Below are 17,049 nucleotides of genomic sequence, written 5' to 3' on the forward strand. Positions count from 1 at the left end.
TCGAGGGATTGCTTGCTAGTTAATAAATTTCGAGATTGGAAATTACGGGACAAGCTTTAGAGTCCTGAATTGTAATTTTGAGTTTGTTGGTAACAACACTTTCAACGGGTACAATTCGTTTATAGCCTATGGTTGTTCCTTCGCCAATCGTTTGCCATTGGTCGTCGATCCTGGCTTCTATGTTGAACGATTTAACACGTTGCCCTAAGGTGATGTACTCCTGAAGAAGAACATAGTTGATGGTTTGTTCCTCGGGAAATTCAATTTCAACTTCACCGGAGACTTGATTGTCATTGGTTGTCCAATACGTTTCAGCTTGATTGTCGATCAAGTTTTGAGCGCCATATGTTGGTGCATTTCCTCGTGTTGAGGAGCTGCTTACTTTTGCTTTTGGAGCCAGGTTCGTCGCAAAAGCCTGATCCACTAGCTTTTTCCATCCTTTTAGTGAGGCAACATCATTCTCATGAATCAGGCCTCTTCGGTCTGGAGGAATGTTAAGCAACAGGTTGGCACCACGGCCTACCGATTCAAGGTAGATTTTAAACAGGTTTTCAGGTGTACGAACTTTGTCGTCTTCGTGTTGGTGGTAAAACCAGCCTGGGCGGATGGAAACATCCACTTCTGCTGGAACCCATGAGGAGCCATCTTCAGCACCACTATTAAGTAGTTCGGTAATTCCACTTTTACCCGCATACAGCGTGTCAATACTGATGGTATGCCAGTTGGTTGGTCCGGCATAGCCCCGTTCGTTTCCACACCAGCGAATATCTGGTCCGGCATCACTAAAGAAGATCACCTCAGGTTCAATGTTGCGAATCATTTTCAAGGTGGTTGGCCAATCGTAGTAGGTCGATCCATCGATACTGCGTTTTTCGTTGGCTCCACCGTAGTAGCCATCGCCTCCGTTGGCACCATCAAACCACATCTCGAAGATTGGTCCGTAGGCATTGAACAGCTCTTTCAGCTGATTTCGGTAATACTCAACGTAGGCTGGTTTGCCATATTCCGGGTGATTCCGATCCCAGGGAGACAGGTAGACGCCAAATTTCAGATCATACTTTTTGCAGGCTTCATAAACTTCTTCAACAATGTTACCTTCCCCGTTTTTATAGGGGCTGTTGGCAATATCATGATCGGTGTATTGGCTGGGCCAAAGGCAAAAGCCATCGTGGTGTTTGCAGGTAAGGATGATGCCTTTTAATCCGGCTTCCTTGATGGTGCTCGCCCATTGGTTAGCATCCAGTTCAGTTGGATTGAAAATGGAAGGGTCTTCATCGCCAAAACCCCACTCTTTGCCGGTAAACGTGTTGGTGGTAAAATGAATGAAGGCATATTGTTCCATTTCGTGCCAGCGAAGTTGACGCTCGGTAGGTACTGGCTCCACGGCTTCAGGAGGTGGAGGAACTTGTTGTTGGCAGCTTAGCAAACTGATGCAGGCCGCAAGACATGTTGTAAGGATTAGGTGTCGTTTTTTCATTGTGCTGTTGTTAAGTTGTTTCGTTCTATTCAAAAATAGTAAAAACTAAAAAGTACTTGTGCTGTGCTATCCTGCTTGAGTGAAAAACTTCATTTAGAATAAATTGCAGGATTGGAAAAAAAGAAATGGATAGTTGAAAATCAAAGAATTTTAGTTACTTTTGCGCAAGTTTTTGAAATTAATTTTAAGCGGTTGTTATTGATAGCGATGTAGCTGCTTAAAGATTGTATCACATTTTAAATCGAAAGAAATGTATTTAAGTTCTGAAAAGAAAAAAGAGTTTTTTGAAAAGTTTGGTAAAAATGCACAAGACACAGGTACTGCAGAAGGACAAATCGCTTTGTTCTCATACCGTATCTCTCACTTGACTGAGCATTTGAAAGTAAACAGAAAAGACTATAGCACTCAGCGTTCGCTGGTTCGCTTGGTAGGTAAGCGTCGTAACTTGCTTGACTACCTAAAGAAAAAAGATATCGAACGATATCGTGCGATTATTAAAGAATTGAAATTACGTCGATAATTTTACAAAAGAAAAGGCAATAAAGTTATTGCCTTTTCTTATTTTTGAAATCCCCACCACCATTCGACTAAGTTCGTATTGTTAAATTTTATTTCAAACATTGATTATGAATCAAGCAATTATTAAGACAATTGACCTTGGTGATGGCCGGCCAATTACGATTGAAACAGGACGTTTGGCCAAGCAAGCCGACGGGGCAGTTGTTGTAAAAATGGGTAACACCATGCTTTTGGCTACTGTTGTTTCTGCCAAAGACGCGAAAGAGGATGTTGATTTTATGCCGGTATCTGTTGATTACCGTGAGAAATTCTCTGCCGCAGGTCGTTTCCCCGGTGGGTTCCTAAAACGTGAAGCTCGTCCGAGTGATGATGAGATTTTGGTTGCCCGTTTGGTTGACCGTGCTCTTCGTCCTCTTTTCCCAGCGGATTATCATGCTGAAACAGCAGTGATGATTAGCCTGATTTCTTATGACGAAAATGTCATGGCTGACTCTTTAGCCGGACTGGCTGCTTCTGCTGCTATCGCTGTTTCTGACGTGCCATTTGAAGCACCAATTTCAGAAGTACGTGTAGCTCGTGTAGCAGGAGAGATGATCGTTAATCCAAGTAGCGCACAGTTAGCTGAAGCTGATATTGATATTATGGTGGGAGCCACTTATGATAATATTATGATGGTAGAAGGAGAAATGGATGAAGTATCGGAAGAAGAGATGCTGGAAGCCATTAAAGTTGCTCACGATGCCATTAAAGTTCACTGTAAAGTACAGGAAGAATTAGCAGCTGAAGTAGGCGTTGTTAAGCGTGAATATTGTCACGAAGTGAACAACGAAGAGTTGCGCGAGAAAGTACACGCTGACTTGTTCCCAGCTTGCTACGATATTGCCAAGCAACAGATTAAAGACAAACAACTGCGTATTGAATCATTCGGGAAAATCGTGGATGAGTACGTAGAAGCTTATTTAGAAGCGAATGCTGAAAACGAAGAGATGGATCTGGTACAGGATGAAAAACTGATTCGCAGATACTATCACAAAGTTGAGGGCGAGGCCATGCGTCGCATGATTCTGGATGAAGGTATTCGTTTGGATGGTCGTAAGACCGATGAGATCCGCCCTATCTGGGGAGAAACTGACTATTTGCCGGGAGCTCATGGATCTGCGATCTTTACGCGTGGTGAAACACAATCGTTGTCATCCATCACTTTAGGAACAAAAATGGATATTAAGAAAGTGGATAATGTGACTTTCCAAGGAACTGAAAACTTCTTGTTGCACTATAACTTCCCTCCATTCTGTGTTGGAGATCCAAAAACACCACGTGGCTTAGGTCGTCGTGAAATTGGACACGGTAACTTGGCTTTCCGTGCCTTGAAACGAATGATTCCTCAGGATTTCCCATATGTAACTCGTGTGGTTTCTGATATTTTGGAATCAAACGGATCATCTTCAATGGCTACTGTTTGTGCCGGAACCATGTGTATGATGGATGCTGGTATGAAAATGAAACGTCCGGTTTCTGGTATCGCCATGGGACTGATTACAGATAAAGACTCTGATAAATTTGCTGTTTTGTCTGATATTCTGGGTGATGAAGACCACCTTGGTGATATGGACTTCAAAGTAACCGGAACAGAGAAAGGGATTACAGCAACCCAAATGGATATCAAAGTTGACGGACTTTCTTATGAGGTGTTGACACAAGCGCTTCACCAAGCAAAAGAAGGACGTGAGCATATTCTTGGAAGAATCCTGGATATTATTCCAGAGCCTCGTGCTGATTACAAACCAAATGTTCCACGTGTGGAGACCATTCAGATTCCGAAGGATATGATTGGACCAATCATTGGACCTGGAGGTAAAAACATTCAGCAAATGCAGGAAGAAACCAATACCGTTATCGTGATTGAAGAGCGTGACGACTTTGGTTGGGTTGAAATCTCAGGAATCAATAGAGATGCCTTAGAAGCTGCTAAAGAACGCGTGAAGCGGATTATTGCTTTGCCTGAAAAAGGAGAACTCTACAAAGGTAAGGTGAAAAACATCACTACGTTTGGAGCTTTCATCGAGATTATGCCAGGGAAAGAAGGTTTGCTGCACATTTCAGAAATCACTTGGGAGCGTTTGACCAACGTGGAAGACGCACTTAAAGTGGGTGATGAAGTAGAAGTTAAATTGTTGGACATTGACCGGGATGGAAAATTGAAACTTTCAAGAAAAGTTCTTCTTCCAAAACCAGAGGGTTATGTCGAGCGTGAACGAACTGATCGTCGTCCGCCTCGCCGTGATGGAGGTCGCGATGGAGGCCGTGATGGCCGGGGAAATCGTGACAATCGAGACAATCGTGACCGCCGCGGGGATCGTCGTCCACCAAGAGAAAACAGAGATTAATTCAAAATCAACTATAAATGCCCGCTAGCCGGGCATTTTTTTTCACTACCTATGGAAAACTGGAGCCAAAAAATAACTGCAACCATCCGGCAAGAGCTGGAAGGCGTAAAAGATGGAGACTTGCGTTTTTTCCGAATCGCTGAGTATTTACGCATGGTTAAACGCGTGGATGAGTTCTCCGCTGATTGTACTCAGTGTCAGGCGTATCAAAAAAGCGTTGAGCAACAGGTTGAAACCATCGGAAACGCAATTCGGCATACCGGGAAGGACCGACGGAATTACGATAAGCATATTGATGAGCTGGCTCGACATATGAAAAAAGAGCATGGCTTTTTCCCTCCCTTCTATTATACCTACTCATTGAGCTTCTTTTATACGCTCGGAGGAGGGGCTGTTGGTTTTCTGCTGAGCCTGTTGTTTCCGGCTATCGATCGTTGGTTTTTCCTGATTCCAGGCATCGTACTGGGACTGATTGCCGGACAGCTGGTTGGAGGCCGTAAAGATGCCCGCATTCGGGCTCAAAATAAAATATTGTAATTATTTTGCTCCGTTTAGGACGGATAGTGGTGTTAAACAATCTCTAAAGAACCAAAACATCCGCAAATGAAACATTCCATTTATCTGTTAGCACTTGTGATTATGAGTTCATGTGCACAAAAACAATCAATTGACTATCCGGTTACCCAAAAAGAAGAGGTGAAAGATACCTACTTTGGGACCGAAGTGGCTGATCCTTATCGTTGGCTTGAAGATGATAATTCAGCTGAAACAGCAGCTTGGGTTGAGGCTCAAAATGAAGTGACTTTTAACTATCTCGAGTCCTTGCCTTACCGGGCTGAGATCAAACAACAACTGACCGATTTGATGGATTACCCAAAACATGGGACTCCTTTTAAAGAGGCTGGAAAATATTATTTCTTTAAGAATGATGGGTTGCAAAACCAGAGTGTTTTGTATGCAACTGATGACTTGAGCAAAGAGCCAACCCTGGTGTTGGACCCAAATACCTTGTCGGAAGATGGCACCGTTGCATTGTCTGGGCTGGAGCTGTCAAAAGACGGCAAATACCTGGTTTACATGGTTGCGAAGTCTGGTTCCGATTGGAATGAGATCTTTGTTAAAGACTTGGAAACAGGGGAGTTGCTGGACGATCATATCGAGTGGGTGAAATTCTCGGGTTTGGCCTGGTACAACAACGGATTTTACTACAGCGCTTACGACAAACCAGAAGCAGGAACAGAGCTTTCCGAATCAAATCAATTCCAAAAGATCTACTACCACAAGTTGGGAACAGCTCAGCAGGAAGATCAATTGGTCATGGAAGATTCCGAAAAGCCCAAACGTATGTTTGGAGCAGGAATAACCGATGATAAACGCTTTTTGCTGGTTTCCATGAGTGAGGCTTCGCATGGGAATGCTTTGTCGGTAAAAGATTTGAGCAAGAAAGGTTCGGCTTATGTTCCGCTGATGGAAAAGCTGGATTACGAATTCCATGTGCAGGATAACATTGGTGATGATTTGTATGTGTTGACCAATTATAGAGCACCGAAGTACCGGTTGCTGAAAATCAATATCAATCAGCCGGAAGAAGCCAATTGGGTGGAAACGATTCCCGAGCAGGACGAAGTGTTGCAAAGTGTGAGCTTTGTAGGCGGTAAAATTGTGGCTGAATTCATGAAAGATGCGCACAGCGTTGTTCATGTTTACCAATACGATGGCGCTTTGGATTACGAAATTGAACTGCCTGGAATTGGAAGCGTTGGATCATTCTCAGGCAAAAAGGATGAGCCGGTGGCATTCTATAGCTACACCTCGTTCAATACTCCTGGAGAGATTTATCAATACAATTTCGACACCAAAGAAACCTCCTTGTTTTACCGTCCTGAGATCAAGTTCAACCCAGATGACTATGTGGTTAAGCAGGAATTCTTCAAATCGAAAGATGGTACACCGGTGCCGCTGTTTATTGTTCACAAAAAAGGAATTGAGCTTGATGGTAGCAATCCAACCTTACTCTATGGCTATGGAGGTTTCAATATCAGTTTGACCCCTGGTTTTTCTCCTACACGAATGGTGTTTGTTGAGAATGGTGGTGTGTTTGTGATGGCCAACCTGCGTGGTGGTGGCGAATACGGAGAAGAGTGGCATCAGGCAGGAACCAAGTTAAACAAGCAAAATGTGTTTGATGATTTTATTGGTGCTGCAGAATACCTGATTGAGGAGAAATACACCTCAAGCAATAAGCTGGGAATCATGGGCGGTTCCAATGGCGGCTTGCTGGTTGGTGCCGTTACCAATCAGCGTCCGGACCTGTTTCAGGTGGCTTTGCCTGCGGTTGGCGTAATGGATATGTTGCGCTTCCATAAGTTCACCATTGGCTGGGCTTGGGCTGGAGATTACGGAACCAGCGAGGACAGCAAGGAAATGTTTGAGTATCTGCATGGCTATTCGCCTTATCACACCATAAAGTCGGGCGTTGATTATCCAGCAGTGTTGGTTACAACAGCCGACCATGATGACCGGGTAGTGCCTGCGCATTCATTCAAATATATTGCACGCTTGCAGGAACTGCATACAGGATCAATGCCAACCTTGATTCGGATTGACGTTAAAGCAGGGCACGGTGCCGGAAAACCAACCGCCAAGGTGATTGAAGAGTATGCTGACGTGTGGTCCTTCTTGTTCTATCATTTAGGAATGAAGATCTAATATTTGATGTAGCATTCCATCGAAAATATTGTACTTTTATTTCCCGGAGGTAACTCAACCTTCGGGATTTTTTTTGTTATGAAGATCAATTACTTAGTTGTTGAAGGGAATATTGGGTCGGGCAAGACGACCTTGGTGAATAAGATTGCAAACGACTTTAAAGCGCGTACCGTGCTGGAGGGATTTGATGATAATCCGTTTTTGCCTCGGTTTTACGAGGAGCGGGATAAGTTTGCCTTTCCGCTTGAGATGTCTTTTTTGGCGGACCGTTACAACCAGCTGAAGAACAATATTCGGGAGTTTGAGTTGTTCAGCTCCTTTTTGGTGTCGGACTATTATTTTATGAAGTCGTTGATTTTTGCGCAAACCACCTTATCGCCCGATGAATACCTGCTTTACCAGCGTTTCTTCAATATCATTTATGAGAAGTTACCAAAACCCGACTTGTATGTTTATTTGCATGCCGATGTCGATAAGCTGATGAAAAATATTGCCGGCCGCGGACGGGATTATGAGAAGAACATGGATCCGGCCTATTTAGAGCAAATCCGAGAAGGATATTTTCGTTTTTTCAAGCAACAAACTGATTTCCCGATCTTGGTAATTGATACCAATAAAATAGACTTTGTTCAAGACGAAAATCACTACAAGCAATTGCTGGAGGTGATATTCGAAAGCGACTATCCATGTGGGATTAACAGGGTTTTGATGGATTAAAAAAGTAATCAATATTCTTTTATTTCATTAAAACATTGCTAATTTTGTGAACAAGTACCGAATTAATACAAAATCAAATATTTTTAATACTGTCGACATGAGAAAATTTAGCTTTAAACCACTGGCCTTTTTTGCCTTGGCTGCAACTCTTTTGGCAGGCTGTTCAGGCTTGCAAAAGATGAAAAAGAATGCAGATCAAATCGATTTCAACGTAACTCCAGAGATTTTGGAAGCCCATGGTGGCGACGTGGATGTTGCAATTAACGGCCGTTTCCCTGCAAAATATTTTAATAAAAAAGCTACAGTAGTTGCTACTCCGGTATTGACTTACGAAGGTGGCGAAACTGCTTTTGAGCCTGTGACTCTTCAAGGTGAGAAAGTTGACGCGAACAACAAAGTGATTAGCTACACAAGCGGTGGCAACTTCGCGTATAAAGATGCTGTAGGTTACCAAGATGACATGCGTGTGTCTGACTTGGAAATCCGCATTACGGCTTCAAAAGGAGCTAAAAGCTTGGATTTTGAACCAATCAAAGTAGCAGATGGTGTACTGGCTACTTCAGAAATGGTGATCAACTATCCAGCTCCAATCTTGGGTGTACAACGCGAGAAAAATACAACTGGTGTTTACGATCCTAACATCGACGAATTCCAACGCATTGTTCCTGATCAATACGTAGCAGACATTCACTACTTGATCAACAGCTCTTATGTTCGCGGAACAGAGTTGAGAAACGAAGACCTTAAAGAACTTTACGCTTACACAAAAGACGCTTTTGAAGCTGAGCGCAAAGAATTGAAAAACGTTGAAGTTTCAGCTTACGCTTCTCCTGATGGAGAGTTGGACTGGAACACAAAATTGTCTCAACAACGTGAAAGCTCTTCAAACAAAGTTGTTGCAAGAGAATTGAAAAAATCTGATGTTGAAGCAGAATTGAGAACTAAGTTCACTCCAGAAGACTGGGATGGATTCAAAGAAATGATGGAAAAATCAAACATCCAAGATAAAGAGTTGATCTTGCGTGTTCTTTCTATGTATTCTGATCCTGAAGTTCGCGAGCGCGAAATCAGAAACTTGTCTCAAGCGTTTACAGTTGTTGCTGACGAAATTCTTCCAAAATTGCGTCGTGCTAAAATTGCTGCTAATGTTGACCTGATTGGTAAAACTGACGAAGAGATTGCTGCTTTGGCTGACTCTGACCCAGCTTCATTGAACCCAGCTGAATTGCTTTACGCTGCTACTTTGACAACTGACAAAAACAAAAAACTGGCTATCTATAACTCTTTCATCAAAGTTTATCCAAAAGACTGGAGAGGATATAACAACGCTGGTATGGTATTGGCACAACAAGGTAAATTTGCTGATGCAAAACCATTGTTCGAAAAAGCTGAAGGTTTGGCAAGCAACGAACCAATCATCAAAAACAACTTGGGTGCTGTAGCTCTTCGCGAAGGCGATATCGCAAAAGCGGAGTCTTTGTTCGGTGCTGCTTCAGGTGCTGGCGACGAAGTGAACTACAACTTGGGAATCGTAGCTCTGAAAAAAGGCGAGTATGACAAAGCCGTTAAATTGTTCGGCGATAGCGATTCTCCAAACGTAGGTTTGGCTAAAATCCTTTCTGGTGACAACAACGGTGCTTTGAAATCATTGGATAACTGCACTTGGGAAGGCTGCTACATGAAAGAATACTTCAAAGCAGTTGTAGGTGCTCGTACAGCTAAAGAAAACTTGATGTACGAAAGCCTTGAAAACGCGGTTAAAATGAAACCAGAATTGAAAGAAAAAGCAGCTACCGATATGGAATTTGCAAAATATTGGGACGCTCCTAAATTTCAAGCGATTGTTAAGTAATTAGAAGATATTACCAACTAGAAAGCGGCTTCGAAAGAGGCCGCTTTTTTTATGTCCTGATTTCCGGGAAATTGGTCGAATTTGAACGTGATTTCTTTCTAAGGAGCGTTTCTTTCAAGGCTTGGTATAGATGCTTGATGGACTTTCGCTTGGGAAGAGATCTTCGAGATGGTTAGTGGCCTGTCGACAAACGATAGAAACATCTTTGAATCGTGCATTCGTCTTGGAGCGAGACAAACAACTCTCGGAGTCTGGAATTAAACTGGATGCCGTTTTTTAGGATTGAGAACTTGTGTCGTTTGGCAGGAAGATGCTAAAGATTGTTCCTTTTCCGGGAGCAGACTCCACACTTATCCATCCTTGATGCAGGGTAATCAGTTCACGGCAGATGTTCAGCCCGATGCCAGTTCCCGGTTCGCCATTGGTGCCGGGTACTGATTTTCCAAATTGGTTATTGAAAAGCTGGTCTTGCTGTTCTTCGGTCATTCCCTTTCCTTGATCGGCTATGGAGATGCATAGATTGTTTGCGCTTTGAAACGAGCTTATTTGGATGGACTGCCCCGGGTGGCTGTACTTTATGGCATTCGAGATGATGTTACGCAGAACAATCTCAATCATCTTTTCATCGGCTGTAACTGTTTTCTGCCTGAGCTTTGTTTGAAGGCTTAGGTTTTTGAGATGCAGCTGTGCGCTAAGTTCGCTTTGGATGGATTGGAGAAGCTCGTCGAGAGAAAATAGCCTGGGGTAACTTTTGACCTTTCGTATGCTAAAGGCCGAGAAATTTAAGAGATTGTCAAGCAAGGCATTGGTACTATGTGTTTGCTCTTCGAGCCGGATGAAGAACTCCTTCTTTTCGGCTTGACTGAGTTCGCCGGATTTCAGTAAGTCAATGTATTGGATGATCGCAATGAATGGATTCCGCAGGTCGTGTGAGATGATGGAGATGAGTTTGTCTTTTCCGGCATTGAGAGCTGCGAGCTCTTTATTCAAACGATTGGTGCTGTAATTCTTCCAGACGAGCACTTTTACCAGCACCAGAATCAGGGCCAATAAAAGTAGGAGGTAAATGTGTTCTCGTTTTTTGCTTTTGATCTCTTCCTGAGCTTGGTTTAAATCTGCTTGAACGGCCTGTTTTTGGCTAACCTCATTTAAAATTTCAAACTGGCGAACCAGATCAAGGGAATCTTGCAGGGCGATGTATTGGTCAATCAAACTGGCAGGGGGAATATCTTCTTCCAAGAAACTATAAAACTGAAGCCGGGTTTTATAAACGTCAAGAATACGGGCTGGGGCTCCCAGCTTTTGGGCGAGTTTAAAAGCTTGCTCCAGCGTGTTCTCTCCGGCTTTACGTTCCTGGGTTTTTCCGTACAATAACGCTTTGGCCAGGTAAACTTTAAATAAGCCGTTTTTATCTTGTCGTTGTTTAAAGAGCTCTTCGGCTTGTAAGTAGCTGCTCAATGCACGTTCATAGTCTCCTTGGAAGAACTGAATTCCTCCGATCTTCTTAAGGGTACTGGCTTCAAAAGTTTTGTTTTTCATTTGGCGAGTTAAGGCCAAGTCCTTTTCGTACACCTTACGAGCTTGATCGTATTTTCCTTGCTGGGTCAACACCTGGGCCTGACCAATATGCGCTGTTGATACAATGTTTTGAGTCTGATGTTCGGGGTAGCCGTCGATGGCTAGCTGATAGTAGGCTAGTGCTTGTTGGTAGTTTTTTTGCTTCAGCTGAGCATCCGCCAGGTTGAGATAGGCATAGGCTTTCCCCTCTGCGTTGTTGAGCAGGGTAAAATAGTGTAGTGAGCTGTCGGCATAGGCCTGCGCCAATGGAATGTTGCCCGTTAAGTTGTAAATGTCTCCCAAGTTATTAAATGCATAGCCCAGCTGAATCGAATCGTTGGCTTTTAAGGCCAGTTCGTAAGCCTTGTTCATGTAGAAAAGGGCAGCAGGAACTTCCGATTGGTAAAAGAGCAGGGTTACTGCTAAGTAGTTGGAGTATTGAGCAGCCTCCGATAAGTAGCCTAAGCTGTCAGCCAGTGTGATGGCCTTTTGCCCGCAGGCGATGGATTGAGCACGGTCAGCTTCGCGTAGGAGCCAACAGTTTTTCCCTAAATAATGAATTTGCTCGCGATGGTTGAGTTGCTTCAACCTGGACTGAATACTATCGGCGATAGTAACAGTTGGTTCGAGAGCATGGGTTGAACAATAAAATAAAAGGCCTAAAAGCGTATACAGCGTACTTTTCATGCAGTTATGTCCGAATCAGCAATTTTTTCAAGCTGTTAAAATAGCAAAAATCAGCGAGACCTTCTTTCGCAGGTCGCATAACAAAAAGCAGGCTGCCGGATAACGAGTCCAACAGCCTGCTTCTGTTTGCAAAAAATAACTGTTAGTTCGAGAGGTCAAACTCTTCGAACGACCATTGTGTGTTGTTCCATTCTTCCGTTAAGCAGCGAATGGCAAAGAGCTTATCTCCTGCTTCGTTCGAAAAGATAAACCGGACAAAGTGCTGAGCGATTCGTTGCGAATCCAATAATTTTTTGGAAGGCTCCAAGGTCCGCCTTAAGCTTAAACCATCGGAGCTAAATTCCTGAATCATTGAAGGAGAGTAGTAGCTCGTGCTATTTGGCCAATTATCGGAGGTGGCAATGAAAAAGCTTTTGGAGACATCGTTTTCATCGACATGAGTAACATTCGAATTGGCCAGTTCTATCGTTCCATATTGATTGAATCCATCAATTGAGTTGTTTACTTCCGGATCGTAGGCTGGGATAAAGAATACATTTCCTCTTGAGTCGATAAATCGCTTGCCATCATTGGTGGGCCAGATACCAACAACACTTTCGTGCCAATAGGACATGGAGTCTTTCGGAATGCCCTGGCTGATGTCAAATAAAAGGACCCCAGAAGGTGAAACTTGTGTGCGTGTGGCTAGTAAGCGAGGTTCTCCTTTCACTCTTTTTATGATTGTTTTCTCATAAAAATCATGATAGGGTTTAAATCCTTTGGAGATCAGTTCTTCCGTTTCGAGATTAAGAATGCGCATGTTTCTGTCATTTTCCCCACCCGGAGAAATATAGCATAAGTTGTTTTCGCCTATGGCCAGGTCGAAGGGAATGCAGTTGAGTGCATAGGTCTGAAGCAGTTCCATATTGTCGAGCTGAAAAGCCGCAAGGAAGGCGGTAGTATAGCCCACCAGGAGTTTGTTATCCTCGGTTAATTCCAGGCAATTGGGTACTTTGTCCATCGCCACCACCGATTCGGCTCCTGTGCGCGTATCATAAATTAGCAGCTGATCCGGATTTTTGGTGGCAATAATCATCCGATCGCTGGCTTTGTCGTATGCCGCATCAACCACTATTCCCTGAAAATAGGTGGTAACTCCTTCATCCACCACTGGCGTTTCGCCGCCGTCATCGGGATCTTCTCCGCCAGTATCCGGATTTTCTCCGGGATTTTCAGTTTCAATGTTGCCGTAAACTACCTGAATGCGGTAATAGCCGACTCCCTTAATGGCAACAATCAATTCCGCCTCATAAGTCCCTGTTGCGGTAAAGTAATCAGGGTAGGAGACTGAGTAGTTGAGGGTGGTCATGCCGTTGGTAAATTTTCCCTCAACAGGATCCAGCTGCATCCATTTAGGCTGGCTGCGAAGAAAGAACGTGTGGTTAGCCCCTTCCGGAATATTTAAGGTAATGGTCCCAGAAGGTAGGCTATCGGAAATGAACAGCGGCATTTCGTTGGAGAAGATTGGAATATTTTCTTCTTGCAGAAAGTCGTTGCTGCACGCGCCCAGCGTAAAAAGCAGGATTCCCAATATTAGTTTGGCAAGTGTCTTCATGAGTTTTTGTTTTTAATCCGTGGTCATTAAAAATAAAAGCGTAAGCCGGTTGACAGATCCAGGGCACTTATGCTCTGCTGTTCATCCTCATCGAGCTTGATGGTGTCGCTGGTATAGCCATTGTCCATTTTTACCTTGTTTAGCTTGGAGGCAAACAGGTTGGCACTAAGTCCAATCGAGATTTTGGGAGTTACGAAATACTCCAGCCCAAGTTCAGTCGTTAGGGCCAAGGCTTCGCCAGTAAACAACAGGTTCCCTTCCAAAATCTCCGCCTCATCACGGTAAAAAGCAACTCCGGCAGAGATAAGGGCTGACAATTGCAACTTTTTGTTGATGGTGAGACTTTGTTGCGAAAGCACGGAGGCCCCAACATAGTTGATGTACATGCGTTCAGTCATCTGCCCATGGTACAGGTGGTTTCCATCCTGCGGGTCAAGGGTGATCCTCAGGTCCGCATCGGAATACATGAGGCGGTACTGCAAGCCCACGCCTACCGTTGGGTTAACCATCCGGTGAATGCTGGCAGAACTTTGCCAGCCCAGCATAAACTGGTCGTGGTAATCATCAATTTGCGCTTGCGTTAGGCCCTGTTCTTGCATATCCTTCCGACTGTCATCGGTGGTGCCCAGCTGGTAGGCAATCCCGCCAGAAACTGACAGACGCCACTTCTTCCAATCGGATTGGATAAAGGCAATGGGGCCGGTATCCTCCGACCGGATAAGCTGACTGACCTGCTCTTGCTTGAGCTTGCCCTGCGTTTCAATGCCTTGTTGTTGTAGGGTGAAATGAATCCAACGCCCGGAACTTTTAGTTACCTGGCAGTCGATGGTATCTCCGGAAACAGTAACAATCCGGTCTTGTGCCTGCCCCGCTAGGACGATGCCAAGCAGCAGCAGCGAAAACAGCATTATTTTCTTCATAGAAATGGGTGTTGTTGGTGTTTGTTGTTTATTCGTTTCCGCCAGCAGCAAGCTCCTAAGTTGCTCCTTTGGTGAATAGCAAGGGCCTGACTGCTTGGGAAAAGAAAGTTCAAATATACATAAAAAGGAATACGATAGTTTAAAAGAATTATTGTCCCAAACGAATAATTATTTAGACTCAATAAACGGATAGAGTCCATAGGCTTATCGAAGGCTTACTTCCTGGAGTTTTACCACCCCAACATCTCCTGCTGCCCAAACTTTTGCTAATTTTAAGGCATGGATGTACACGATCCGGAAACGAGAAGTTACAATATGAGTCGGATTAAGGGGAAAGACACCAAGCCTGAAATCCTGGTTCGGAAGTACCTCTTTGCCCATGGTTTTCGCTATCGCCTGAATGTAAAAGACCTGCCGGGGAAGCCGGATATTGTACTGCCCAAATACAAAACCGTCATCTTTGTCAATGGCTGCTTTTGGCATGGACACAAAGGATGTCGTTATTTTACCCTCCCAAAAACCAATACCGAATGGTGGCTCTGGAAAATTAAAAACACCCAAAAACGCGACAAGGAAAAAGAAATTGCGCTTAACGTTGCAGGATGGAAAGTGATTACCATCTGGGAATGTGAGTTGAAGCCAGATAATAAATTCTTAAAGAACTATCTACTTCTATTTAAGATTAATTAGCATCTAGGTTCCAATCTACTCAGTCATTTTGTGAATAACTAAAGGAATATGTGACTCATAATCTGTTGTCAATTATCCGATTTCAGAATACCTTAAACAAATGGATTTTTTAGAAATTTATCTATTCGGTGACCAACCAACAACCTGCCCCAAATGCGGAAGCAGGACCGAAATAATCAAAGATTTTTATGAATCACCTGAAAGGATGCAACTCCATGTTTGTTTAGAAAATAATTGTAGTTTTATGTTCGTAACTGAAGAAGACAACAACTAAGACATGAAAAATAAACTCTGGACGCGGGAAGAACTTATTCTGGCACTCAACTTATACCTTCAAATTCCCTTTGGAAAAATCCATCACAACAATCCCGATATTATTCACCTTGCCAAAATGCTCGATCGCACTCCGAGTTCAATATCCATGCGATTAAGTAATTTCGCCAGTGTCGATCCCTATCATCAAGAAAGAGGTGTCGGTGGATTAAAAGGGGGAATTAGACAAGTCCAACCGATTTGGGATGAGTTTATCAACAACCAAGAAGAATTGCTTTTCGAGAGTGAACGTTTATTGGCTGAATTGGAGAGCCGAACACTGGAGCAGAAATATCCAGAATTGTCCAATTTATCTGAAAACCTGAAGGGAGAAACAAAAACACGTGAAGTTAAAACCCGTGTCAACCAAAATATATTTCGAAAAATTGTGCTTGTGAATTATAACACCCAATGTGCTGTCACAAGCATTAATATCCCTGAAATGTTGCTTGCAAGCCATATCATTCCTTGGTCTGCGAATCAGGAAGAACGACTGAATCCCTCCAATGGGATTTGTCTTAGTGCACACTTTGATAAGGCTTTCGATAAGGGCTTAATTACTTTTGATGAAAAGTATAAGTTAGTTCTTAGTCCAAGCTTGAAAGATTACTCAACAAAGGATTACTTTTCAACTTGGTTCCAGCGTTTTGAAGGAGCAAGAATCAATATGCCTCAAAAATATCTTCCTCACCTAGATTTTATGGCATGGCACCGAGAGAATATTTACAAATATTAGAGATTTACAACTGATGTGACGAATAGTCCATTGATATTGATTCTCCTTTTCCCGAATTATTAAGAACCATTGATAAAGCAGTAGGCTAGGAGTATGGATTGGTTTACGATTTTCCGGGATTATTGGAAAAAGGGTTGAATTGATCGTTTTCCCAGTTAGCCGGATTGTTACGAATATAATTTGAGATTCGTTGGAACGATTGGTTGTTTCGGATGATGTGGTCATGAAACCGGGATTGCCAGGCAAAATCCGAATTAATTTTACGGGCATTGATCGTGACGACCCGTTTGTATTGATTGATGATTACCCCCAGTGTGCCTGGTTTCCATTTTTCTGATGCCGCGGCGGTTTGCCTGTTAGAGACGCCCAACTTGGGCGTCTCTAACAGGCCGCCATCAATAGCATTGGGGGCATTCATCCCGGAATTTTCATGACCGGATGTTTGATTGTTTTCCGGTTTATTGAAAATCAATATGCCGTGTACATGGTTGGGCATGATAACAAAGGCGCCTAATTCAATAAATGCAAAATGGGTGGGTATAGTCAACCAATACTGCTGCGCGATGTTGCCTGTTTCCGACAAGACCATCTTATGATTATTTGTATGTCCGAAATAGCTTACCCGATTGTGTGTGCAAATGGTTACAAAATAGGAGGCATTCGAACCATAATCCCAATTTTGCAAGCGAGCTGATGGGATGCGATATTTATGCTGAAATTTATCCATTCCTATGGGGTATTGTTAAAATTAGAAATAAAATGAGTTCGCCTGTTTCAATCTTACCCTTTCCTGCAGCCTCTTTAACCGTCCTGCGCCACTTTGGGTATTTCCTGCGGTCTTTTTTGTGATCCTGCGTAGTTTTTTTGTAATCCTGCAGCTATTTTTCTTCTC

Annotated in this window: 13 protein-coding genes; 8 read left to right on the forward strand and 5 right to left on the reverse strand. The window is 43.4% G+C overall.

The features are described from left to right. Nucleotides 1-19: 19 nt before the first annotated feature. Nucleotides 20-1,477 carry an alpha-L-fucosidase gene (locus BM156_RS03325; protein WP_093918389.1) on the reverse strand — a complete coding sequence of 486 codons (1,458 nt, stop codon included), beginning with the start codon at nucleotides 1,475-1,477 and terminating at the stop codon, nucleotides 20-22. 250 nt (nucleotides 1,478-1,727) lie between these two features. Between BM156_RS03325 and rpsO the strand changes: the two genes are divergently transcribed. The 6 genes from rpsO (at nucleotide 1,728) to BM156_RS03355 (ending at nucleotide 9,661) form a co-directional block, all read left to right on the forward strand. Continuing rightward, nucleotides 1,728-1,997: a 30S ribosomal protein S15 gene (rpsO, locus tag BM156_RS03330; RefSeq protein WP_093918390.1), complete on the forward strand. Its 270-nt coding sequence runs from the start codon at nucleotides 1,728-1,730 to the stop codon at nucleotides 1,995-1,997. A gap of 106 nt (nucleotides 1,998-2,103) precedes the next feature. Then, nucleotides 2,104-4,383: a polyribonucleotide nucleotidyltransferase gene (gene pnp / locus BM156_RS03335; protein ID WP_093918391.1), complete on the forward strand. Its 2,280-nt coding sequence runs from the start codon at nucleotides 2,104-2,106 to the stop codon at nucleotides 4,381-4,383. 51 nt (nucleotides 4,384-4,434) lie between these two features. Next, nucleotides 4,435-4,920, forward strand: coding sequence for a hypothetical protein (locus BM156_RS03340; protein WP_093918392.1), 486 nt, complete (start codon nucleotides 4,435-4,437; stop codon nucleotides 4,918-4,920). A gap of 66 nt (nucleotides 4,921-4,986) precedes the next feature. Beyond that, on the forward strand, nucleotides 4,987-7,092 hold the full coding sequence (locus BM156_RS03345; RefSeq protein ID WP_093918393.1) for a prolyl oligopeptidase family serine peptidase: 2,106 nt from the start codon (nucleotides 4,987-4,989) through the stop codon (nucleotides 7,090-7,092). A 78-nt stretch (nucleotides 7,093-7,170) separates the two neighbouring features. Continuing rightward, a complete protein-coding gene (locus tag BM156_RS03350; RefSeq protein WP_093918394.1) occupies nucleotides 7,171-7,809 on the forward strand; it encodes a deoxynucleoside kinase in 639 nt (212 codons plus the stop codon). Between the two features lie 97 nt (nucleotides 7,810-7,906). Next, nucleotides 7,907-9,661, forward strand: a complete 1,755-nt coding sequence (locus tag BM156_RS03355) for a tetratricopeptide repeat protein (protein ID WP_093918682.1) — start codon at nucleotides 7,907-7,909, stop codon at nucleotides 9,659-9,661. A gap of 276 nt (nucleotides 9,662-9,937) precedes the next feature. Here BM156_RS03355 and BM156_RS03360 read toward each other — a convergent pair whose 3' ends face one another. The 3 genes from BM156_RS03360 to BM156_RS03370 all read right to left on the reverse strand — a co-directional run bounded on the left by BM156_RS03360 (nucleotide 9,938) and on the right by BM156_RS03370 (nucleotide 14,419). Then, nucleotides 9,938-11,905: an ATP-binding protein gene (locus BM156_RS03360; RefSeq protein ID WP_093918395.1), complete on the reverse strand. Its 1,968-nt coding sequence runs from the start codon at nucleotides 11,903-11,905 to the stop codon at nucleotides 9,938-9,940. A 142-nt stretch (nucleotides 11,906-12,047) separates the two neighbouring features. Then, on the reverse strand, nucleotides 12,048-13,499 hold the full coding sequence (locus BM156_RS03365; protein ID WP_093918396.1) for a hypothetical protein: 1,452 nt from the start codon (nucleotides 13,497-13,499) through the stop codon (nucleotides 12,048-12,050). Between the two features lie 26 nt (nucleotides 13,500-13,525). Continuing rightward, nucleotides 13,526-14,419 (reverse strand): porin family protein, encoded by an 894-nt coding sequence (locus BM156_RS03370; protein WP_139218200.1) that lies wholly within the window; start codon nucleotides 14,417-14,419, stop codon nucleotides 13,526-13,528. Nucleotides 14,420-14,698: 279 nt separating this feature from the next. Between BM156_RS03370 and BM156_RS03375 the strand changes: the two genes are divergently transcribed. Together BM156_RS03375 and BM156_RS03380 are read left to right on the forward strand one after the other, a co-directional pair. Beyond that, entirely contained in the window at nucleotides 14,699-15,109 is a 411-nt protein-coding gene (locus tag BM156_RS03375) for a very short patch repair endonuclease (RefSeq protein WP_093918398.1), read from the forward strand. A 277-nt stretch (nucleotides 15,110-15,386) separates the two neighbouring features. After that, nucleotides 15,387-16,157 carry an HNH endonuclease gene (locus tag BM156_RS03380; RefSeq protein ID WP_093918399.1) on the forward strand — a complete coding sequence of 257 codons (771 nt, stop codon included), beginning with the start codon at nucleotides 15,387-15,389 and terminating at the stop codon, nucleotides 16,155-16,157. Nucleotides 16,158-16,260: 103 nt separating this feature from the next. Here the strand turns inward: BM156_RS03380 and BM156_RS03385 are convergent, their stop codons facing one another. Further along, entirely contained in the window at nucleotides 16,261-16,884 is a 624-nt protein-coding gene (locus BM156_RS03385) for a transposase (RefSeq protein WP_093918400.1), read from the reverse strand. Nucleotides 16,885-17,049: the final 165 nt, after the last annotated feature.

The organism is Sunxiuqinia elliptica (assembly GCF_900113005.1).
Taxonomy (GTDB): Bacteria; Bacteroidota; Bacteroidia; order Bacteroidales; family Prolixibacteraceae; genus Sunxiuqinia; species Sunxiuqinia elliptica.

Excerpts from the sequence above, each read along its gene's own strand:
- BM156_RS03325 (WP_093918389.1), bottom strand. The coding sequence starts at position 1,477 with ATGAAAAAACGACACCTAATCCTTACAACATGTCTTGCGGCCTGCATC.
- rpsO (WP_093918390.1), top strand. The coding sequence starts at position 1,728 with ATGTATTTAAGTTCTGAAAAGAAAAAAGAGTTTTTTGAAAAGTTTGGT.
- pnp (WP_093918391.1), top strand. The coding sequence starts at position 2,104 with ATGAATCAAGCAATTATTAAGACAATTGACCTTGGTGATGGCCGGCCA.
- BM156_RS03340 (WP_093918392.1), top strand. The coding sequence starts at position 4,435 with ATGGAAAACTGGAGCCAAAAAATAACTGCAACCATCCGGCAAGAGCTG.
- BM156_RS03345 (WP_093918393.1), top strand. The coding sequence starts at position 4,987 with ATGAAACATTCCATTTATCTGTTAGCACTTGTGATTATGAGTTCATGT.
- BM156_RS03350 (WP_093918394.1), top strand. The coding sequence starts at position 7,171 with ATGAAGATCAATTACTTAGTTGTTGAAGGGAATATTGGGTCGGGCAAG.
- BM156_RS03355 (WP_093918682.1), top strand. The coding sequence starts at position 7,907 with ATGAGAAAATTTAGCTTTAAACCACTGGCCTTTTTTGCCTTGGCTGCA.
- BM156_RS03360 (WP_093918395.1), bottom strand. The coding sequence starts at position 11,905 with ATGAAAAGTACGCTGTATACGCTTTTAGGCCTTTTATTTTATTGTTCA.
- BM156_RS03365 (WP_093918396.1), bottom strand. The coding sequence starts at position 13,499 with ATGAAGACACTTGCCAAACTAATATTGGGAATCCTGCTTTTTACGCTG.
- BM156_RS03370 (WP_139218200.1), bottom strand. The coding sequence starts at position 14,419 with ATGAAGAAAATAATGCTGTTTTCGCTGCTGCTGCTTGGCATCGTCCTA.
- BM156_RS03375 (WP_093918398.1), top strand. The coding sequence starts at position 14,699 with ATGGATGTACACGATCCGGAAACGAGAAGTTACAATATGAGTCGGATT.
- BM156_RS03380 (WP_093918399.1), top strand. The coding sequence starts at position 15,387 with ATGAAAAATAAACTCTGGACGCGGGAAGAACTTATTCTGGCACTCAAC.
- BM156_RS03385 (WP_093918400.1), bottom strand. The coding sequence starts at position 16,884 with ATGGATAAATTTCAGCATAAATATCGCATCCCATCAGCTCGCTTGCAA.